13 protein-coding genes are annotated in these 21,775 nt (G+C 61.0%); 3 read left to right on the top strand and 10 right to left on the bottom strand.

The features are described from left to right. Positions 1–180 precede the first annotated feature (180 nt). The 5 genes from AO068_RS21905 to pvdM form a co-directional block, all read right to left on the bottom strand. A complete protein-coding gene (locus AO068_RS21905; RefSeq protein WP_058402404.1) occupies positions 181–2,412 on the bottom strand; it encodes a TonB-dependent siderophore receptor in 2,232 nt (743 codons plus the stop codon). 307 nt (positions 2,413–2,719) lie between these two features. After that, a complete protein-coding gene (locus AO068_RS21900; RefSeq protein ID WP_058409435.1) occupies positions 2,720–4,396 on the bottom strand; it encodes a cyclic peptide export ABC transporter in 1,677 nt (558 codons plus the stop codon). 69 nt (positions 4,397–4,465) lie between these two features. Further along, complete coding sequence (gene pvdO, locus AO068_RS21895) at positions 4,466–5,332, bottom strand: dihydropyoverdine dehydrogenase (protein ID WP_058409434.1); 867 nt, start codon at positions 5,330–5,332, stop codon at positions 4,466–4,468. Between the two features lie 48 nt (positions 5,333–5,380). Next, on the bottom strand, positions 5,381–6,661 hold the full coding sequence (pvdN, locus tag AO068_RS21890) for a pyoverdine-tailoring periplasmic protein PvdN (RefSeq protein WP_058409433.1): 1,281 nt from the start codon (positions 6,659–6,661) through the stop codon (positions 5,381–5,383). Beyond that, on the bottom strand, positions 6,654–8,048 hold the full coding sequence (gene pvdM, locus AO068_RS21885; protein WP_058402408.1) for a pyoverdine-tailoring dipeptidase-like protein PvdM: 1,395 nt from the start codon (positions 8,046–8,048) through the stop codon (positions 6,654–6,656). The genes pvdN and pvdM overlap by 8 nt, the downstream gene beginning before the upstream one ends. A 183-nt stretch (positions 8,049–8,231) precedes the next feature. Here pvdM and pvdP point away from each other — a divergent pair, with 183 nt between their 5' ends. Beyond that, positions 8,232–9,866 (top strand): pyoverdine maturation tyrosinase PvdP, encoded by a 1,635-nt coding sequence (pvdP, locus tag AO068_RS21880; RefSeq protein ID WP_058409432.1) that lies wholly within the window; start codon positions 8,232–8,234, stop codon positions 9,864–9,866. Positions 9,867–10,269: 403 nt separating this feature from the next. Here pvdP and AO068_RS21875 read toward each other — a convergent pair whose 3' ends face one another. From AO068_RS21875 to AO068_RS21865, 3 genes are read right to left on the bottom strand one after another with little or no spacing between them, the layout of a single operon-like run. Continuing rightward, a complete protein-coding gene (locus AO068_RS21875) occupies positions 10,270–11,658 on the bottom strand; it encodes an efflux transporter outer membrane subunit (RefSeq protein WP_058409431.1) in 1,389 nt (462 codons plus the stop codon). A 7-nt stretch (positions 11,659–11,665) separates the two neighbouring features. Continuing rightward, a complete protein-coding gene (locus AO068_RS21870) occupies positions 11,666–13,636 on the bottom strand; it encodes a MacB family efflux pump subunit (RefSeq protein ID WP_058409430.1) in 1,971 nt (656 codons plus the stop codon). Continuing rightward, on the bottom strand, positions 13,637–14,809 hold the full coding sequence (locus tag AO068_RS21865) for an efflux RND transporter periplasmic adaptor subunit (protein WP_058409429.1): 1,173 nt from the start codon (positions 14,807–14,809) through the stop codon (positions 13,637–13,639). Between the two features lie 209 nt (positions 14,810–15,018). Between AO068_RS21865 and pvdQ the strand changes: the two genes are divergently transcribed. Continuing rightward, positions 15,019–17,352 carry a bifunctional acylase PvdQ gene (gene pvdQ, locus AO068_RS21860; RefSeq protein ID WP_310887177.1) on the top strand — a complete coding sequence of 778 codons (2,334 nt, stop codon included), beginning with the start codon at positions 15,019–15,021 and terminating at the stop codon, positions 17,350–17,352. 55 nt (positions 17,353–17,407) lie between these two features. Here the strand turns inward: pvdQ and AO068_RS21855 are convergent, their stop codons facing one another. After that, complete coding sequence (locus tag AO068_RS21855; protein ID WP_058409427.1) at positions 17,408–17,725, bottom strand: hypothetical protein; 318 nt, start codon at positions 17,723–17,725, stop codon at positions 17,408–17,410. Positions 17,726–17,959: 234 nt separating this feature from the next. Continuing rightward, complete coding sequence (locus AO068_RS21850; protein WP_058409426.1) at positions 17,960–19,156, bottom strand: amino acid aminotransferase; 1,197 nt, start codon at positions 19,154–19,156, stop codon at positions 17,960–17,962. 378 nt (positions 19,157–19,534) lie between these two features. On the opposite strand from AO068_RS21850, the gene uvrB reads away from it, so the two are divergent. Beyond that, on the top strand, positions 19,535–21,550 hold the full coding sequence (gene uvrB / locus AO068_RS21845; protein ID WP_058402429.1) for an excinuclease ABC subunit UvrB: 2,016 nt from the start codon (positions 19,535–19,537) through the stop codon (positions 21,548–21,550). Positions 21,551–21,775 lie beyond the last annotated feature (225 nt).

Here is a 21,775-nt window from a genome sequence, read left to right as displayed (position 1 = left end):
CCCCATGAGGTCGGATTGGTGTCCAACTTCTTGGGGGCAGTTCACCAGCGTGGGAATGCCTTGGGTGACGCTCCGCGTCACAAATCTACGCCGCGCCGCGTATTCAAGAACGGACGCAGAACGTCCACAAAGGCATGCCAGCGCGGAGCATCTGCACAAGAGTCAAAGCCTGGACTCAGATCAGAAATCCCCCCGCAAGGTCAGGACATAGCTGCGCGGTTCGCCGTAGACGTTGGAGCGGTCGGTGGCGATCGAGGTGCTGTAGTACTTACGATCGAAGAGGTTTTCGGCGTTGAGCGACACCTTCCAGTTCTCGTCCAGTTTCCACGAGGCTCGCGCATCCCAGATGGCCTTGCCAGAAACACCCAGCTGTTTGTTGGACGGCACTTCATAGCCCGAATCTGCCGACACGCCGGTACCCAGGGTCAGGCGGTTCCATGCACCCGGCAGGTTGTAGCTGGTGTTGAGGCGCAGCATGTGTTTTGGCGTTTCGTAAGCGACATCCGCATCGCCATTATTGCGCAGCATGTTGAAGGTATAGCCGCCGAACACTTGCAGGCCTGGCAACACTTCACCGCTGGCTTCGACGTCGACACCCTTGCTGCGGCTGATGCCGTCCTGCAGGTAGCAGGAGCCGTCGGAGCTGGTCGGGCAGGTCTGAGTAGTGTTCACGTCCAGCGCGGCGACATCTTTCTGTTTGATGTAGAACAGTGCCATCGACAGGTTCATGCGCTTGTCGAACAGTTCACCCTTGAAGCCCGTTTCGTAGTTGGAACCGATGGCCGGGTCCAGCGGCGAGCCGCCTGAGGTTACGTAGTTGGCCTGCGGTGTGAAGATGTCGGCATAGCTGGCATACCAGGACCAGTTGTCGTTGATGTCGTAGATGACGCCTGCGAACGGGGTGAATTCCTGAGTCTGCTTGGATTCATAATCCTTGGCCGCACCGGTTTTGACGTCGTACTTGTAGTCATACCAGCTCAGGCGGCTGCCCAGAACCACGCTCAACGGCTCGCTCAGGTGAATACGCGTGTTGGCGTACAGGCCTGCGCGTTCTTCGGTCGTGTCGATGTCGGTTTGCCAGGCCGGACGAGCTGGTTTGGCGAACGCACTCTGGTTGACGTCGAAAATGTTGATCGCGGATCGGGTTGGTGCAGTAGCCTGATGCGTATTGGCGTTCTGTTTCGACCAGTCGGCGCCCAACGTCACCTGATGCTCAAGGCCGAAAGCGTTGAAGTTACCTTCCAGTTGAGTGTTCAGGCCGGTGCTGTCCACTTCGTCTCTGCGAAAAAGTGTGTTCTGGAAGGTCGAGCCTGCCAGCGTCACAGGGTTGACTGCTCCCCGCGCGTAAGCGATAGCCTGATCAAACCCACCCTGCGAGTAAGTAAGCGACGTGCGGCTGGTCCAGTCTTCATTGAAACGATGCGCGACTTCGGTAAACACCTCGGTCATGTCGCTTTCGAGACGGTTCCACTTCTGCGCCAGGTTGGTCGAGCGCGACAGGCCCAGTGACTGACCGTTGCTGTAGCGCGGCAGGCCGTAGATCGAGTAGCCATTGATGACCTGTTCCTGGCGACGCAGGCTCATGGTCAGCGTGGTGTCATCACTCAGGTCGGCTTCGACGATGCCGTACAGCAGCGGGGTGCGGCTGTCGCGCCCATCCAGGTACGAACCACTGTCATCGTAGGCCGCTACCATGCGCCCGCGCAGCGTACCCGAATCGTTGAGCTTGCCGCTGCCGTCCAGATCGACGCGGTACTGATCCCACGAACCTGCGCGAGTGGTGATCGAAAATTTGTTGTCGGCGGTCGGGCGTTTGCGCACTAGATTGACCGCGCCACCAGGCTGACCGGCACCGACCAGCAGACCGGAAGCGCCGCGCAATACTTCCACACGGTCGTAGATGGCCATATCCGGCTGCATCCAGCCGGTGATCTGATAGCCCTGCCCGCCAATGCCGTCGACCAGAAAGCTCTCCGCCAGCAGCGAGAAGCCGCGCGAGGTGTACACGTGACCGCCGAAATTACGGTACTGGAAGGTGATACCCGGGGTGTCCTCTAACACCTTGCTCAGGCTGTTGAGGTTGTTGTCATCCATGACTTGCCGAGTCACCACGCTTACAGACTGCGGTGTTTCACGCAGCGACTGTGGCGCGCCCTTGCCGATACTTACCGCGCCGGTGGTGTAAGAGCCAGTGCCGTCAGTGGCGGTGCCCAGGTACTGCGAGTCGATTGCAGTTGGCGCCAGGTTGACCGTGGCTGTCTGGGTCGAACCGTCTGCGGCGGTTTCCTGTGCCTGGCTGGCCACCGGCATGCAGAGCGCAAGGCCCATGACCGCCATGGATGGCCGGGAGCGGAACATCTGACTGAGCATCAACGCTTTGCTGAGCGGGGTAAGTCGTGACGGGTTGTGCATGAATTGGCTCTTTCCAGTGGGTATCGGCAAGGAGATTGAGAGCGTTGGTCAGGTCTGCGCAGTCGGGTTCAGCCGTCGACGGGGCAGGCGTGAGCAACTTTTTTATAGGGCGTTGCGCGGGAGATGGCTGTGCACGCAATTCGCTGTTAATGAGAACGAAAGCGAATAACGTTTATTTAATGAATTTTTCACAATTCCGGAAAAAAGATGGCGCTTGGCTATCTGGCTGGGGCGGGCATGGCTTCGCCGGGCAACAAAAAGCCCCGCTCGCGGACTGGCCGGGCGGGGCTTTCGAGGCATGGATGAATCAGGCCGGAATGGTTTTGCCGTAAGTGTCGTTCTGCACCTGCTCGACCTGAATCTGCCCTGTCTGCATGCGCACCAGTTGATCGGCGATGTAAAAATAGCGGTCGTCATGGGAGATGACGATGATGGTCTTGCCTTGCTGCTTCAGCTCCGGCAGCAGTTCGGTGTAGAACACGCGCCGGAACGCCGGGTCCTGATCAGCGGCCCACTCGTCGAAGACCAGCACCTGACGCTCGTCCAGCCAAGCGTTGATCAGTGCCAGACGCTTGCGCTGACCGGTCGACAGGTCGGTGGTGGTGAAGGCACCGTCCTTGATGTTGACCTTGTGCGCGATGTCCAGCCGCTCCAGGTATTTGCCGGCGTCTTGCGGCAGCGCGGCCTGTCCCTGCAACGGCTCATCAAACAGGTAGTAATCAGCAAAAATGGTGGTGAACAGCTGGCGGTAGTCATCCAGGTTTTCCGGGGTGACGGTCTGCCCATTCAGGCGGATTTCGCCCTGTTGCGGCGTGTAAAGACCCAGCAGCAGCTTGATCAGCGTGGTCTTGCCACAGCCGTTTTCGCCGACGATGAATACGATATCGCCCTGTTTGATGCTCAAATCGACCGGGCCGAGATGAAAGGCGTCGCTGCCCTCGACCGGCGGGTAGTCATAACGCAGGTTGTGCAATTCCAGAGTTTGCATATTGGCCAGCGAATTGGGGCGGTCGTTGACCAGCAAGTGGGGTTCGGGGTTGGAAAACTTCCACGACAGTTCGGCGATACGGCGCATGGCGATCTGCGCGCGGCTGATGCCGGGCAGGGCGGTAATCAGGCGTTCCAGCGGGCCTTTCATGTACAGCATCACCAGCACGAAGCCGCCCAGTACGGTTTTTTCAGTGGTCGGCCACATGGCCTGGAAGGCGATGGCGATGCCGATCACGGCAAAGAACAGCATCGAGCCGAAGGTTTCCGCGCTGACGAAGATGTTGGCGGCGCGAATGTTCGAGCGGCAGATGTGCTCGGTGGCACCATGAATCTTCTCGTCGAGCATGTGCTGGCGACGCTTGCGCTGAATGCGCAGCTCCTTGGCACCCGCAGACAGCGCCTGATAGTGCTTCTGCAATTCGTCTTCGCTGTTGCGCGCCGCCAGAATGCTGCGCATGCCGAACGCATGGGCCAGGTACTGCGCGCCGGTGCCGAGCACCACGGTGAGCACGGTCAGTGCCAGAATCTGCCAGGACAGCAGCGCCAGATAGGTCAGACAGCCCAGGGTGACAGTGAACGAGATGACCATCGGTGCGACCGACAGGGCGAAGGTGCTGATGGTGTTGACGTCGTTGAGCAGCACCGGAATCAGACGGTGCGAGCGATAACGCTCCAGTTGCTCGATGGGTGCCACCAGCACCTTGGCAGCCAGCTCGCGGCGCAGGTTGGCGACCACGCGCTGGCCAACGTAGTTGGTCGACAGGTTGGACAGTGTCGAGCAGGCCAGGGTCAGCACACACAACCCGGCAAACAGCAGCGCGGTCTGCGTGTCCGGGCCGCCGGGCATGTTCATCGCGTTGTTGATGGTGGCCAGCAGGCCGGTGACGCTCAGACCGCTGACAATCCCCAGCACGGTCGACAGCGCCACCAGCCACCAGAAGGGCTTGAGGATTCTCAGGGTTTCCCGGGCGAGGCTTTCAGTTTTGCGGGTCATGGTGTGTCTCGTCAGTGTCCGTGAGTGCGGCCCGCGTCTGTCGCAGGCCGCAGGCGCGCATGAAGTCCGTTACAGGTCGCGGGCGACCCGGAAACCCAGCCAGTCGCCGCGTACATCCGGCTGACGGCTGTTGCGGTTGCCGGAGCGGGAGAAGATCGGCGCTTCGGTCCAGTCATTGCCGCGAATCATTTTCCAGGTGCAATCGCCGGCCAGCCACGCGCTGCCGTCAGTGGGTGCGCCGTTGTAGTTGCTGGTCTCGCAATCGGCGGTCCATTCGTAGACATTGCCGTGGGCGTCGTAAATGCCAAAATCGTTGGGGCTGTAGCTGCCAGCGGGTGCGGTGTAGCTGAAGCCGTCTTCCGGGCCGTAGGTGTTGGCGTGTTTGGCGATGCTGTAAGGCTTGCCTTCGTCCATCGGGAACGGGAAAGAGCCCTTGCTGCCGCCCCGTGCCGCGTATTCGCGTTGCGCTTCGCTGACCATGTGATAGGACTTGCCGGTCTTCTTCGACAGCCATTCGACATAGGCCTTGGCTTCGTTCCAGTCCATGCACACGGCGGGCTGACGCGGGCTCAGTGGGTAGCGCGGCTTGCCGGCCTTGCACTCGCGGCCAGGGCGGGTATCGCCGTCTGGCATCTTGTAACCGGAGCTCTTGATGTAGGCGTTCCATTCGCCACTCAGTACCTGAAAGCGGCTGATGGCGAACGGTTTGGCGAAGGTCACGTCGTGCAGCGGGCCTTCGTCCGGCTGGCGACCCAATTCCTCTTCGGGCGCACCCATGGTGAAAGTGCCCGCAGGCAGCACGACCATTTCCGGGCAATCCTTGCAGTCCTTGAACACTTTTCCGGGCGCGGGCACCGCCGCAGGCGTGGCGGCGAGGGTGGTGCCGCAGAGCAACAGGCCGAGCAAAGCGGAAAGGGGCAGCAGTGTTTTTTTCATGACGGGTCTCGATAGAAAACGGAAAACAGTGGATTCAATGCGTGCACGTCAGCTGCGCTGGCTGAGCAGGGCCATGAATCGATCGATTTCGGCCTCGTTGTTCAGCAATCCGGGCGCGGTGCGCACCACCGGGCCGACATCACGGCTCACGGCGTCCACGACCATGCGTTGTTTCATCAGCCAGGCGGCCACCTCGTCGCTTTCCTGGCCCTTGAGCCGGAAGAAACTGAAACCCGCCGACAGTGCCGGGTCCATCGGTGTCACCAGTTCGACGTTGGGCTGCGCCTTGAGGCGCTGCTTGAGGTAGCTGTTAAGCTCGTGAATGCGCGCCTGCACGTCGGCTTTGCCCAGTTGCAGGTGCAGCTTGAACGCCTCGTTCAGTGCCCAGCGGTGTTCGAACGAGTGATAGCCGCCGGGCGTCATGATCGTGCTGAAACCGGTGGCTTCCGAGAACGTCGGGATCAGTGGGGTGAGGTCTTTGACCTGCTCCGAGCGGGCGCAGACAATGCCTGTACCGCGCGGGCCGAACATCCACTTGTGAGTGCCGGCGACATAGAAGTCGCACTTCATGTCCGGGAAATCCAGGTTCTCGACGCCAAACCCGTGTACGCCGTCGACCACATACAGAATGCGGTCTTTGTCGTCACGGTTGCGGTTGTGTTCCTCGACCAGATCGCCAATGGCCCCGATAGGCAGTTTCACACCACTGCCGGACTGCACCCAGGTCATGCCCAGCACTCGCGTCTTCGGCTGAATACTGCGCGCAATGGAGTCGATGATTTCGTCTGCCGACACGGTCGCCGGGTCTTTGAACAGGCGAATCTTGCGCACCTGAGTGCCTTCGCGCTGCTGGCGGAATTTGAGGATGTCGCGGGTACAGGAATGCTCGTGCTCGGTGGTCAGAATCTCCTGATCCGGGCGCACATGCAGACCGCCGTAGATGATCGCCAGCCCTTCGGTGGTGCTGCCGGTGAGGGCGATCTGGCCAGGCTGGGCATTCAGGTACTTGCCCGCCCAGACGCGAACTTCATGTTCGCGGCGCTCGGTTTCCCCCAGGTCCCAGTCCATCGCCAGGCCAGGGTTGCGGTCGATGTGCGCGCGATGCTGCTCGATGGCTTCGCGCACCGGAGTGGGGTGCGAGGTGACCAGAAAGTTGGAAAGGTGGACGTAATCCGGGTCCTGATTGAACAGCTGTTTCAAGCGCGCCCATTTGTCTGTGGATGTCGGTGCAGGTGCGGACGCCAGTGCCGTTGACGCAAGACCGGAGCCCAGTGGCAAGGCTGCGGCCAGCACTCCGGCCTGTTTGAGGAAGGTTCTGCGGTCAGTCATGAGCGGTAGCGCCTGATGTTCGGCTAGCGGCATTCGAAAGGTTGGTTTGTTTCGCAGCCGGACGCGCCGAAGCCTGCACCTGCTCCCAGACGCGCAGAAAATTGCCGCCCCAGAGCTTGGTGATATCCGCTTCGGCGTAACCGCGCTCGATCAGCTCGGCGGTCACGTTGCGAACCTCGCTGACATCGTTGAAGCCTTTTACGCCACCGCCATCATTGAAATCGGAGCTGATGCCGACATGGTCGATACCGATCTTTCTTACCGTGTAATCGATGGCGTCGACGAAATCCTTGACCGTGGCCTTGGGCTCTTCTTCAAGGATCGCGTACAGCTTGCTGGCGTAGGCACCGAAGCGCTGTTCCGGCCAGACCGTGATAATCGCGTCGCCGGGCATCAGCGCCATGGCCAGGTTGGGCAGCGGCGGCAGGTCGAAGTCCTTGCGCAGGGCGTTGAGCTTGTCCTGGGTCTTCTGGGTAAGTGGCTTCAAATAGGCCGGGAACGCCACGATCTGCACCACGCCGCCACTGCGCTTGATGAGCTGCATTTCCTCGTCGCTGAGGTTGCGCGGGATGTCCACCAGCGCACGCGGGGCCGAGTGCGAGGCGACCATTGGCGTACGGCTCAACTGGCTGACTTGCTCCAGTGCCTTGCTCGACATTTGCGAGACATCAATGATCACGCCCAGGTCGTTGAGGCGCTGCACTGCCTGCTTGCCGATTTCCGACAGGCCGCCCAGCGCGTCGGGCGTGTCGTTTAGAAAGGGCAGGGGGCGTGAAGAGTCGGCCCAGCTGTTATTACCGACGTAACTGAAGCCGAACATGCGCATGCCGCGCGCTGTCCAGTGGTCCAGCAGGCTCAGGTCATTGCCCAGCGGGTAGGCGTTGAGCATGCTGATGAAGATCGCAAACTTGCCCTCGCCGTGCAGGCGGCGCATGTCGTCGGGGGTATAGGCGATGCCGACCTGATTGGGGAAATCCCGAACCATGCCGGTGATGATCTTGTAGCGCACTTCCTGCTGGTGGCGCGCTTCGTCGACAAAGCCGGGTGTCGGGCGATGCGGGGCATTGTCGCCGTTCCAGATTTCCGGCCAGCCGAATACCGTGAGTGCTGCGCCGGACAAGCGCCCGCGTGCGGTTTTCACCAGGTCGAACTGGCCCGAACCGTCCTTGTCGGCTTCATTGCCCTCGCTGCCGAATTTCATCGGCACGGTGATGTGACTGTCGAAGGAAATGATCCGCTCTTGCAGGTCGTCAGCCTGCTTCATGACCTTGACCGGGTAACCGGCAGGCGACCAGTAATTCCAGGCCAGAAAACCCGCGCCTGCACTGATGGCCAGGGCCAGCGGCAGGCCGATGAAGAGAGCCTTTTTCCAACGCGGTCTTGTCATTTCCGTCTCGTTCAGATTAACCGTTGCGCAGCCTGCAAGGGCTGTTGCTATCTGGTGGAGAACGAGCGGATGGGCGAAAAATTTAGCGCTCTACGGTGGATCAGGTCAGCCAGCTAAATTTAATCATCGGGTTTACGTTCTAGCTTGGATAACGGCTGTCTCGGTGCTGGAACAGGTAGGGTAATGACGATTTCTCGACGAGGGTTCATAGCAGGGCTGGCGCTGACCGGCGCGGCAGTTCCGGCTGCCTATTACGCACATCGGGAACTCACCCGTGTCGAGGAACCCGTGACACCGGGCGAGGCCACGGCCGGGCCCGCAGATACGTCTACCCAGCGCCTGGCCGACAAGCTGCGCGGGGTATGGACGCTGCGTTTCGAGGGGCGCGATGCCGGGCTGGCCGATGCGCCGCTTGAAGGTCTGGAAATGTTTCTCGACATTGCCCCGCGCGGTCGTGGCCTGCGCGGTTATATCGATACGCCGGAGCAATTGCGCAGCGACGCACAGCCACGCTTCCGGGTGATTGGCGACCTGCAACCGGCAAACGCGGCAAAGCTGTATCTGCGGGTCATGGATGGCCATGCTGGCAATGATCCGCACAGCGACACTCCGGATTACGAATTCAGCCTGACCCTTGATGAAGTCTGGGGCGCGTTCGGCAATGCGGGCAGCGGCACGTTGAGCGGACGTATCGAACGTCTGGACCGGCCGTTGGCCCTGCCGGAGCTGGAAAACCGCCTGATTGCCATCAAGCAGGTGTTCCCTGAGGCGCGCGAGCGGGTCGGCCTGAGTCCGCCGTTTCTGGCCTGGCTGGTTTCCAAGGAGCATCGCTTGTTTCACCAGCTGTGGCATGCCTCTCGGGACAAATGGCACAAGCTGCCCGAAGACAAGCGCAACGCCCTGCGTGGTATCGGCTGGCAGCCGGGGCCGCGCGAGAAAGAGCGTGATGCGCGTGGCCCGCACAAGGATCGCAACGGTTCGGGTGAAGACTTCTTTTACATGCACCGGCACATGCTGATTCAGGCCCGCAAGATTCAGGACCTGCCGTCGTGGCCGCGGTTTCCGTTGCCACAGCCTGAGCTGGAGCGTGACCGGTTGGGTTTCGCACGTTATTTCGATAATCACGACGGTTGTTCGCTGCCGCCCAACTGGCTGGCACAGGGCGATGAGGAATACACGCAACTGGTCAGCGATATCAAAAGCCACGAGACGTTTCACACGCACTTTCAGGTCTGGGAGTCGCAGTACCGCGACCCGCGCTTTCTGTCGAAGCTGACCTTGGGTCAGTTTGGTTCGCAGGTCGAGCTGGAACTGCACGACTGGCTGCACATGCGCTGGGCCTCCGTCGCCCGCGACCCTGCCAACGGCCAGCCGGTGCCGATGGCGCGTCGTTCGGACGACTTCGCCGAGCGCTGGTTCGAGCCGGAAAACGACTTCCTCGCCGATCCGTTTTCATCGCATGTGAACCCGGTGTTCTGGATGTTTCACGGCTGGATCGACGATCGCATCGACGACTGGTTCCGCGCTCACGAGCGCTTTCATCCGGGCGAAGTGAAGCGCCTGGAAGTCAATGGCGTGCCGTGGTTCGCAGCGGGCCGCTGGGTCGAAGTCAGCGACCCGTGGCTGGGCCCGGAGACTCATGGTTGCAGCACCGTGCCCGGGCAGGCGGCAGGCACGACCATGGAAATGGACCCGGAAGTCATGAAGCTTGCGCTGCGTATTACCTTTGCGGCGGATGACAAATTGAGCAACCTGCTACGCCGCGTGCCACGCAGGCCGTGGTATGCAAGGAATCTGTTGCCGGACAGGTGGTTTTAGCGGACGGCAGTGGAGGTTATCGTTCCCAGCGCTCCTGCTTGGGAATGCAGGTCAGGACGCGATGCGTCTCAAAGAGGACGCGGAGCGTCCCGAACGGCATGCGACGCAGAGCGTCGCACGATAATTGAGTTATCTGCGCAGACCGACGCAGAGCTTCAGTACGATAGTTGGGATTATCGTTCCGCATGCTCCAGCGTGGGAATGCAGGTCAGGACGCGATGCGTCTCAAAGAGGACGCGGAGCGTCCCGAACGGCATGCGACGCAGAGCGTCGCACGATAATTGAGTTATCTGCGCAGACCGATGCAGAGCTTCAGTACGATAGTTGGGATTATCGTTCCCTACGCTCCAGCGTGGGAATGCAGTTCTCGACGCTCTGCGTCGCACGATAGGGGGGCGTGCGCTCAGCGCACCTGCCAGCCGCCGCCCAGCGCTTTGTACAGCGCGATGCTCGCCTGCACCCGTGCCAGCCGCAACTGCACGCTTACGTCCTGTGCCTGGTACAGCGTGCGTTGGGTTTCCAGTACCGTCAGTAAGTCTTCGGCACCTTCTTCATAGCGGCTCTGGGCGATGTTGAAGGCGGTTTGCGCCTGTTTGAGTTCTTCTTCGTGCCAGTAGCGTTGCTGGTCCAGGCCTTGAATGCTGTTCAGGGCTTTTTCCACGTCGGCGAAGCTGTTGATGATCGCGCCGCGATAGGTTTCCAGCAGTTCTTCCTGACGTGCTGTGGCCCTGTCGCGCTCGGCAGCCAGACGGCCATTATTGAAGATCGGCCCGACCAGACCGGCAGCCAGGCTGCTGAACGGTGCGCGCAGCCAGTCTTCGGCGCGGGTGGCTTCGGTGCCGAGCCTGGCGCTCAGGGTCAGCTTTGGCAGCATGGCAGCGCGCGCCACCGTGACATCGGCTTGCGCCGCGGCCAGTTCAGCTTCGGCTTTGGCCAGATCCGGGCGGCGGGTCAGCAGTTCGCTGGGCAGACCGGGGCCGATGTCCGGCCAGTTCAGGGTGGCGAACGCCTGATCACCGAGGTTCAGATTCTGTACCGGCTGGCCGAGCAACGCTGCCAGGCTGATCAACTGCTCGTTGGCCAGTTGCTGAACGCGTGGCAGTTCGCGCTGCTGGGTGGCGACCAGGTTCTTCTGCTGCGCCAGTTCCAGTGCAGTGGCCGAACCCGAGTCGTAACGGGTCTGTACCAGCCTCAAAACGCTTTGCGCGTTGGCCAGGTTCAGCTCGGCAATCCGGCCTTGCTCGCGTGCCGCCAGGGTTTGCGCATAGCGGTCGGCGACGTTGCCGAGCAGGGTCAGTTCTACCGTCGCCTGATCGAATTCGCTGGCCCGCAGGCTTTGTAGCGCACTGTCGCGTCCGGCGGCGATACCGCCCCAGAAATCCACTTCATAGCTGGCGGTCAGGTCGCTGGTGAAGTTGTTGGTGTTGTTGTCGTCGGAAGGGTTGGCCTTGCGGTCGCTGTTGCGCACGAACTTGTTGCGTTCGCCGCGCAGGTCAAAGGCCAGCTCCGGAAGCAAAGGTGCGCCGCCAATGATGGCGCTGGCCTGCGCCTGACGCACACGAGCCATTGCTGCAGCGACTTCGTGGCTGTCGCGACTGGCCTGTTCGATCAGGCGATTCAATTGCGGGCTGCCGAACTGCTGCCACCAGCGGGCGTCGCTGCGCTGGGCGGCAGCGCTCTGGGCAAACGCCCAGCGTGCAGGTAGCTGAATGCCGCTGTCCAGGCGCGGAGCCGGGGTATTGCAGGCGGTCAGTAACAGGCAGACGGTCAAAAGAGAAAGGCTCGGCTTCATTGATTGTTCATTCACTGGTAAGGGCCGCAACCGGGTCGAGCCGGGCAGCTTTGCGGGCAGGCATGAAGCCGAAGATCACGCCGGTGACCAGTGCGCAGGCAAACGCTCCGGCCACTGCTGGCACGGTGAACGCAACCGCCACCTTGCTCAGCAACAAGGCTGCGCCCATGCCCAGCGCCAGCACGACACCGGCCAGCCCGCCGACCACGGAAAGCATCACCGCTTCGGTGAGGAACTGCCGCAGGATGTCGCTCTGCCGCGCGCCGGTGGCCATACGGATGCCGATTTCACGGGTGCGCTCACGCACGGTCATGAGCATGATGTTCATCACGCCGATGCCGCCGACCAGCAACGAGATGGCCGCAATCGAGCCGAGCATCAGCGACAGGGTGTTCTGGGTGCGTGCTTCAGCCTGGATCATCGCGGCGTTGTTGGTCAGCTCGTAATCCTGCTTGCCGTTATGCAGGCGTTGCAGCAGGTTGCGTATTGCTTCTTCGGCGTGTTTGACGTTGTTGGCATCGCGTGTAGCGATGGTGATGTACTCGGGGTCCTGCGAGCCAAACAGACGGATGCTGGCCGCCGAGTAGGGAATGGCGATGCGGTTGTCGCTGTCCAGGTCACCGGAAGTGGCGCCTTTTTCTTCAAGCACGCCGACTACCTGAAACGGTACGTTTTCGATCAGGATGTACTGGCCAATAGGGTCGGTGTGTTCGCCGAACAGTTTCTGGCGAACTTTGTAACCAATCACTGCCACGGCGGCAGCACTTTGCTCATCCGCTTCGCTGAAATAACTGCCTTCCACTACCGGCCAGTTGAAGATCGCCGGAAAGTGCGTGTCGTTGCCGCCGACATAGCTGGAATGATCGACGTTGCCGTAGCGCACGCCGGCCTGTCCGCCGTTGACCGGCATGATCATTTTTACCTCGGGCAACTCGCCCAGCGCCGCGACCTCTTCAAGCGTGATGATGCCCTTGGGCGCACGCGGGTTGGGGGCCTTGCCGTTCAGGTAAATGATGTTGGAGCCGAACGAGGACATCTGCGCCATGACCTGCCGTTTGCTGCCTTCACCGACCGCCAGCATGACCACCACCGATGCGACGCCGATAACGATACCCAGCAACGTCAGCGCGGTACGAAAGCGGTTGATCCACATCACCCGCCACGCGGCCTGAACCGCGTCGAGCAGTTCGCCTTTCCATGCCCCGCGACTGCCGCTGCCGTCGCTCAGACGCTTGCGCAGGTCGACGGCCTGTAGCGCAGCGGGGTTGGCTGAACGTGGCACGGACAGATCGCAGGCGGTATCGCTGACCACCAGGCCGTCGCTGATCTCGATGACCCGTTTGGCACGGGCTGCCACCTCCCGGTCATGGGTGATCAGGATCACCACATGGCCCTGGCTGGCCAGTTCGTCCAGCAGCGCCATGACCTCGGCGCCGCTGTGGCTGTCCAGCGCACCTGTGGGTTCGTCGGCGAGGATGATATGCCCGCCATTCATCAAGGCGCGGGCAATGGATACCCGTTGCTGCTGGCCGCCAGACAGCTGGTGTGGCCGGTTGCCGGTGCGCGACCCCAGGCCCAGCCGGTCGAGCAGTGCGGCAGCCCGGGCGTGGCGCTCTGCGGCGGGTGTGCCAGCGTAGATGGCTGGCATTTCAACGTTTTCCTGTGCCGAGCCGGAAGGGATCAGGTGGTAGCCCTGAAACACAAAACCGAATGCCTCGCGGCGCAGCCAGGCGAGTTCGTCGCTGCCCAGCTCGGCGACGTTTTCCCCGGCGAACAGGTATTCACCCGAGGTCGGGCGATCCAGGCAGCCGAGGATGTTCATCAGTGTCGACTTGCCGGAACCGGAGGCACCGACAATCGCTACGAATTCCCCGGCATGGATCGATAAATCGATACCACGCAGAACGTTGACCAGCGGGCTGTCGCCACCGCCGTAGGATTTGCGGATGGCGCGCAGGTCGATCAGCGGCGTTTGCATTCAGCCCCCGCTGCCGACAGAAGCCGGCACCAGCAGGCGATCACCTTCATTCAGGCCGTCGAGCACCTGCACGCGCAGGCGGTCGCTGATACCAGTGCGTACCTGACGGTTTTGCACCTCGCCATTGGCGGACAGCACCTGCGCGATCTGCACATCGGCCTGAGGGCCGTTCTGCAAGGCTGCGAGCGGGGCGGTCAGGGTGTTCTGCGCGCTGCCAGCGACAAAGAATATCTGTGCGGTCATTTCTGCCATCAGTGCCTGGTCGCTGTTATCCACGTCCAGCAGCACGGTGTACAGCACAACCCGACCGCCCCCGCTCTTGCGCGCGCTGCTCGGGCTGCCGCCACCCTGATTGGCTTGATCCAGCGGTCTGGGCGGCACCGGCAGGATTTGCCGTACAGTGCTGCTCCAGCGCCGGTTGCCGCCGCTGAGGGTGGTGAAATAGGCCGTCATGCCGGGTTTGACGTGGCCAATATCGGCTTCCGAGACTTCGGCCCATACCGTCATGGGCGACAAGCGGGCGATGCGCAGAATCAGCGGTGTCTGCTGTTGTGCGTTCAGGGTCTGACCTTCGCGCGCATCCAGTGCGACCACCGTACCGCTCATGGGCGCGTAGATGCGCGTGTAGCCCAGCGCCGCTTCGTCACTGCGCAGCGCCGCCTGAGCTTCGAGGATCTGCGCCTTGAACATGTCGACCCGTGCCTGTGTGGCACGAAATTCCGATTCCGCAGCCTGCACGTCTTCGGCACGCGTGGCACCGCCCGCCGCGAGGCGTTTCTGACGTTGTTGCTTCTGTTCGGCCAGCTCGTGCAGCGCCCGCTGTTCCTGAAGCTGGGCCTTGAGGTTTTCGATGGCGTAACGCGCGGCGTCCAGCCTGGCTTTTTGTGTCGACGGATCGATTTCGACCAGCAAGTCGCCTTCCTTGACCTGATCGCCGACCTGCGCGTGGATTTTCATGATCTGCCCGGTGGCCTGCGAGCCAACGTCCACATAGCTGCGTGGCTGCAAGGTGCCCAGTGCGGTCACGCTGTTTTCGATGTTGCTGCGGGTCACCGTCACGGTAGCTGTATGACCTTTGCTGTCGGGCATGATCTGCCAGGCACACACGGCGATGACCGGGAACAGGCACAGCGCCACGAGAAGGGCGCGTCGAGGAGGGCGAGAGCGTTTCATGCAGGTTCCTGGGGTGGGAAAAATCAACCGATCGACGGACGCCGGCTGCAGAGCGGGCCTTTATATAGAGCTGCCCTTTAAACGAGGGATGAGGACGGGAATTTAGCGTCGGCTGCGGGTTGCATTGCGCGAGTAAATTTTGCGTCTGCGCTTCGTTTAAGGGGAGCGGCTAATTCGGGTCGTCTTGTCGAGTTGGAGTCAGCGTGATTATTTCCAGACCCCTGTGCGGTTTTGTGTTTGCAGGTCTTTCTTTCGCGGTGATATTGCCTGCCCAGGCCCTGGTTGCCGCGGATCATCAGGCCGCCCGTGCCGAAATCCGGCGTACCGGTTTTGGCGTGCCGCATATCGTCGCCGCCAATGAGCGCGGTCTGGGTTACGGCATCGGTTATGCGTATGCGCAGGACAACCTGTGCCTGCTGGCCAACGAAATCGTCACCGTAAACGGCGAGCGCTCACGCTATTTCGGGCCGGACAAGGCGACCCTTGAGCAACGCAGCAACATGGCCAGCGACCTGCTGTTCAAGTGGCTCAACACGCCTGAGGCACTGGCTGATTTCTGGAAAGCCCAGCCGCCCGAGATTCGCCAGTTGATGCAGGGCTATGTCGCCGGCTACAACCGCTCGCTGGGTGAGCAGAAGGCCAAGGGGCTGCCGCAGCCTTGCGCAGCCGATTGGGTTCGACCGATCAGTACCGATGATTTGCTGCGCCTTACTCGCCGCTTGCTGGTCGAGGGCGGCGTAGGGCAGTTCACTGAGGCACTGGCGGGTGCCAAACCGCCTTCTGCGCAAAAGCCATTGCAGGTTGATAGTCAGCAGGTTCAGGCGCTGCAATTGGCCGCTGTGCGCAACCAGCGCTTTGCCCTGGAGCGTGGCAGCAATGCCGTTGCAGTAGGGCATGAGCTGTCCGCCAATGGGCGCGGCATGCTGTTGGCCAACCCGCATTTTCCATGGGGCGGCGGCATGCGTTTCTATCAAATGCACCTGACCATTCCTGGCAAGCTCGACGTGATGGGCGCCGCATTGCCGGGCCTGCCGCTGATCAATATCGGTTTCAACCGGCATCTGGCCTGGAGCCATACCGTCGACACGTCGAAACACTTCACCTTGCATCGCTTGCAGCTCGACCCGAAAGACTCGACCCGTTACCTGCTGGATGGAAAATCCATCGCTATGCGCCAGCAGCAAGTCAGCGTCGAGGTGAAGCAGCCGGACGGTAGCCTCAAGGCTGTGCCGCGCATTATTTATTCGTCGACGTTCGGCCCGATCGTGCAGTGGCCGGGCAAGCTGGACTGGGATGACAAGTTCGCCTTCAGCCTGCGTGACGCCAACCTGGAAAACGACCGTGTGTTACAGCAGTGGTATTCGATGGACAAGGCTGACAGCCTCAAGGCGTTTCAGGATTCGGTGCACAAGATTCAGGGCATTCCGTGGGTCAATACCCTGGCGGTCGATGCCAAGGGGCAGGCGCTGTACATGAACCTCTCGGTAGTACCGAACGTGGACGCCGCCAAGCTCGCCAAGTGCAGTGACCCGCGCATCGGCACCGAGCTGATCGTGCTCGACGGCTCGCGCAGTGAATGTAACTGGGACATATCCGCGGAGGCGGCTCAGGCGGGTATTTATCCGTCCTCACGCCAGCCGCAACTGTTGCGTAGCGACTTTGTGCAGCATTCCAATGACTCTGCCTGGATGGTCAATCCCGCGGCACCACTGAAGGGATTTTCGCCGTTGATCAGCCAGGACGGTCAGCCACTCGGTCAGCGTGCGCGCTTTGCGCTGGATCGACTGGGCGGCCTGCAACGGGCTGGCAAGGTCAGCGCCGAGAACCTGCAAGCGATGGTCATGGACAACGAGGTGTATCAGGCCGGGCAAGTGCTGCCGGATCTGTTGAAGTTCTGTGCTTCGGAGCTGGGCGATGATGCTGCGCGTCTGACGCCGTTGTGTGCCGCTCTGAAAGCCTGGGACGGACGCGCTGATCTGAACAGTGGCATCGGTTTCGTGTACTTCCAGCGGATCGTGACGTCCATGCAAGGCGTTGCCTCGCGCTGGCGCGTGGTGTTCGACCCGCAGAACCCGACCCACACGCCAAGCGGGCTGGCCATTGAAAACCCTCAGGTTGCCAGCGCACTGCGCGCCGCCATGCTTGCGGCGGTTGATGAGGTGGCCAAGGCCGGTCTTTCGCCCGAGAGTAAATGGGGCGACATTCAGGTCTCCAGCCTCAGCGGCAAACCCATTCCGATTCATGGTGGCCCGGCCGGGCTCGGCATCTACAACGCCATGCAGACCATCGCTGGCAAGGGCGGCAAGCGTGAGGTGGTCAGCGGCACCAGCTATCTGCAGGTGGTGACGTTTGATGAACAGGGGCCCAAAGCGCAAGGTCTGCTGGCGTTCTCTGAATCGAGCAACCCGCAGTCGGCTCATTCAAGGGACCAGACCGAGGCGTTTTCGAAAAAGCAGTGGAGTGTGTTGCCGTTCACCGAACAGCAGATCAAGGCTGATCCGGCGTATCAGGTGCAGGTGATCAGCGAGGAGGGCAGCCGCTGAACATGGCAGGAGAAGCGTTTGGGCCGTACGGCCCAAATGCGCTTGCCTGTCGGGATTAGCCGCCGGGCGTATCGATATCGGCATCAACACCTTGGGTAGGCTGATGATTGCGCAGATCCTCGGTTTTTTCCTCTGGCTCATGGTCAGGCACGTAAGCACTGTCGCTGGATGACTGGCTTTGGCTTTGGCCTTGAGACTGAGACTGGCTGGGAGCGGGGCTTTGGCCCTGATTCTGGCCACCGCCTTTTTCCGTCTCCGGTTTTACGTCCGCAACCTGCGGCTCGATGGCCGGGTCGTTGCGGTCTGCGCCCTGGTCAGCGGGCGTATGCTGGCCCGGTGGCTGCTCTTTCTGACGTTGCGGTTCGATGGACATGAGTACCTCGATATCTGTTTCAGAAAATGGTCTGACAGGGTTTCGAAAGGTAGCCATATGGATCGTTCGATTCAGTTGCCGAACGGTGCTGAAAGATGGTGAGGCAGGATGGAGTGTTGTGTGTGGCTACGGGAGGCGCGATGTTCGCGAAGGGGGCCGTACAGTTGCATGAGATGCATTGAACGGAATATAGCCTTCGCGAACAGGTTCGCTACAGAAGATATAGGCAGCGCGTTAGAGCACTTTTTTGATCGCGTCGCACACGGCATCAATATTCTTCTGGTTCAGCGCCGCCACGCAGATACGCCCGGTATCCAGCGCGTAAATGCCGAATTCGCTGCGCAGGCGTTGTGCCTGTGCGGCGGTCAGGCCGGAGTAGGAGAACATGCCGCACTGACGGCCGACAAAGCTGAAGTCCTGACCAGCCGGGTTATCCGCCAGGCGCTCGACCATGGCTTTGCGCATGCCTTGGATACGCACGCGCATCTCGCCGAGTTCTTCTTCCCACAGGGCGCGCAGTGCCGGGTCATTGAGGACCGCAGCGGAAATGATTGCGCCGTGGGTCGGCGGGTTGGAGTAGTTGGTGCGGATCACGCGCTTGACCTGCGACAGAACGCGGGCGGTTTCTTCTTTCGATTCGGTAATGATCGACAGCGCGCCGACACGTTCGCCATACAGCGACAGCGATTTGGAAAACGAGCTGGAGGCGAAGAAGGTCAGGCCCGACTCGGCGAACAGGCGCACAGCCAGTGCATCTTCCTGAATGCCTTGACCGAAGCCCTGATACGCCATGTCCAGAAACGGTACGTGGCCCTTGGTCTTGACCACTTCCAGCACTTTTTTCCAGTCGTCCAGGCTCAGATCGACGCCGGTCGGGTTGTGGCAGCAGGCGTGCAGCACGACGACCGAGTTGTTCGGCAGGTTCTGCAGGTCTTCAAGCATGCCGGCGCGGTTCACGTCGTGGGTGGCAGCGTCGTAGTAGCGATAGTTCTGCACCGGGAAACCTGCGGTTTCGAACAGCGCGCGGTGGTTTTCCCAGCTTGGGTCGCTGATCGCTACCACTGCGTTGGGCAGCAGTTGCTTGAGGAAGTCGGCACCAATCTTCAAGGCACCTGTGCCGCCGACCGATTGAGTGGTCAGTACACGGCCTGAGGCGATCAGCGGTGAATCGGCCCCCAGCAGCAGTTTTTGCACGGCCTGGTCATAAGCGGCAATGCCGTCGATCGGCAGGTAACCGCGCGGCGCGTGCTGGGCGACACGGATCTTTTCAGCTTCAGCCACGGCACGCAGCAGAGGAATGCGCCCGTCTTCATCACAGTAGACGCCTACGCCAAGGTTGACCTTGGTGGTGCGGGTGTCAGCGTTGAAGGCTTCGTTGATACCCAGGATCGGATCGCGGGGTGCCATTTCGACAGCGGAAAACAGGCTCATTGTGCGGCGGCTCTTGATGAAGAGTGGGTAGGGATGCACGCTGCGGCTGGATGCGCCAAAGCGGTGCACAAACAGCGCTTAGTATAGAGAGCATCCCCTTGTCGGGCGACAGGCCGGACGGCTTTTTTCGAGCTTTATATGCATATTTTCAGAACGTTCGTCCCGTTCGAACCTCAATGCTTTAAGTGCGTGACTTGAAAGGCCAGCATATGGCTCCATCTAGTAAGCATCATTTCAAGACATCGCACGCCTTTTCCCGGCGGGACCGGGCGTTGGCGATGATTTCGTCATGGCCTGTCAGTCCATTCAGGTGAGGCGAGCCCTTTGCGCGATCCCGTCGCGTACGAATCACGTCGCGTATGAACCAAGAGGTAGGATATGTCCGAGTTTCAGCTCGTTACCCGTTTTGAGCCAGCCGGCGATCAGCCCGAGGCCATTCGCCAACTGGTCGAAGGGATCGACGCAGGGCTCGCGCACCAGACCTTGCTGGGGGTGACCGGCTCGGGCAAGACGTTCAGCATCGCCAACGTGATTTCCCAGGTGAAGCGCCCGACGCTGGTCCTGGCGCCGAACAAGACCCTGGCCGCGCAGTTGTATGGCGAGTTCAAGGCGTTCTTCCCGAACAACGCCGTGGAATACTTCGTTTCCTATTACGACTACTACCAGCCCGAGGCCTATGTGCCGTCGTCGGACACCTTCATCGAGAAGGATGCGTCGATCAACGACCACATCGAGCAGATGCGCCTGTCTGCAACCAAGGCGCTGCTGGAGCGCAAGGACGCGATCATCGTCACCACGGTGTCGTGCATCTACGGCCTGGGCAGTCCGGAAACCTATCTGCGCATGGTCATGCACATCGATCGCGGCGACAAACTTGATCAGCGCGCCCTGTTGCGGCGACTGGCCGACCTGCAGTACACCCGTAACGACATGGACTTCGCCCGTGCGACGTTCAGGGTGCGTGGCGATGTCATCGATATCTACCCGGCCGAATCCGATCTGGAAGCGATCCGCGTCGAGCTGTTCGATGATGAGGTCGAGAGCCTGTCGGCGTTTGATCCGCTGACCGGTGAGGTGATCCGCAAGCTGCCGCGCTTCACGTTCTACCCCAAGAGCCATTACGTTACCCCGCGCGAGACGCTGGTCGAGGCAATGGAAGGGATCAAGGTCGAGCTGCAGGAGCGTCTTGAATACCTGCGCACTCAGAACAAGCTCGTGGAAGCCCAGCGTCTGGAGCAACGGACCCGCTTTGATTTGGAGATGATGCTGGAGCTGGGCTACTGCAACGGTATCGAAAACTACTCGCGCTACCTGTCGGGCCGTCCTTCCGGTGCGCCGCCACCGACTCTGTTCGATTACCTGCCCCCCGATGCCTTGCTGGTGATCGACGAGTCCCACGTCAGCGTGCCGCAGGTCGGCGCGATGTATAAAGGTGACCGCTCACGCAAGGAAACCCTGGTCGAGTACGGGTTTCGTTTGCCATCGGCGCTGGATAACCGGCCCATGCGCTTTGACGAGTGGGAGGCGATCAGCCCGCAAACCATTTTTGTCTCGGCGACGCCGGGCAACTATGAAGCGGAACACGCCGGGCGCGTCGTGGAGCAGGTCGTGCGTCCGACCGGCCTGGTGGACCCGCAGATCGAAATCCGCCCGGCGCTGACCCAGGTCGACGACCTGTTGTCGGAAATCCACAAACGTACGGCGCTGGAAGAGCGGGTGCTGGTCACCACGCTGACCAAGCGCATGTCAGAGGATTTGACCGATTACCTCAGCGACCACGGGGTGCGAGTGCGTTACCTGCACTCGGACATCGATACGGTTGAACGTGTCGAAATCATCCGCGACCTGCGTCTGGGCACCTTCGATGTGCTGGTGGGGATCAACCTGCTGCGTGAGGGCCTGGACATGCCGGAAGTGTCGCTGGTGGCGATTCTCGATGCCGACAAGGAAGGTTTCCTGCGTTCCGACCGTTCGCTGATTCAGACCATTGGTCGGGCTGCGCGTAACCTCAATGGCCGGGCGATCCTGTACGCCGACCGCATCACCGGTTCCATGGAGCGCGCCATTGGCGAAACCGAACGGCGCCGCGATAAACAGCTCGCCTTCAACCTTGAGCACGGCATTACCCCAAAAGGCGTGTTCAAGGACGTTGCCGACATCATGGAAGGCGCTACCGTGCCGGGCTCGCGCAGCAAGAAGCGCAAGGGCATGGCCAAGGCCGCCGAAGAAAACGCTCGCTACGAAAACGAACTGCGCTCGCCGAGCGAGATCAACAAGCGCATTCGTCAACTGGAAGAGAAAATGTACCAGTTGGCCCGCGACCTGGAATTCGAAGCTGCTGCGCAGATGCGCGACGAGATCGGCAAGTTGCGGGAGCGGTTGCTGGCGGTTTGATTTGTGTGCTGGATACGCAACTGATCACAGTGCCAATGCTCTGGCACTTTGTTAGTGACGCTTTGTGTCACATCTGTGCTGCAGCACGACGTCCAAGCCATACGCGCAGCCGCTGCCAACGCAGTGTTTTTCAACCGCGATGGCACAGACGACGCAAATTGCGACCTTAGTGACGGCTGAGTCCTGGCGCTGATCCGGGGGTAGCCTGGCAGGACGCCAGGCTAG

Source organism: Pseudomonas sp. ICMP 3272 (genome assembly GCF_001466905.1).
Lineage (GTDB): Bacteria > Pseudomonadota > Gammaproteobacteria > Pseudomonadales > Pseudomonadaceae > Aquipseudomonas > Aquipseudomonas amygdali.
Note: the sequence above shows the minus strand (reverse complement) of the source record. Positions and strands in the feature narration are given on the sequence as shown.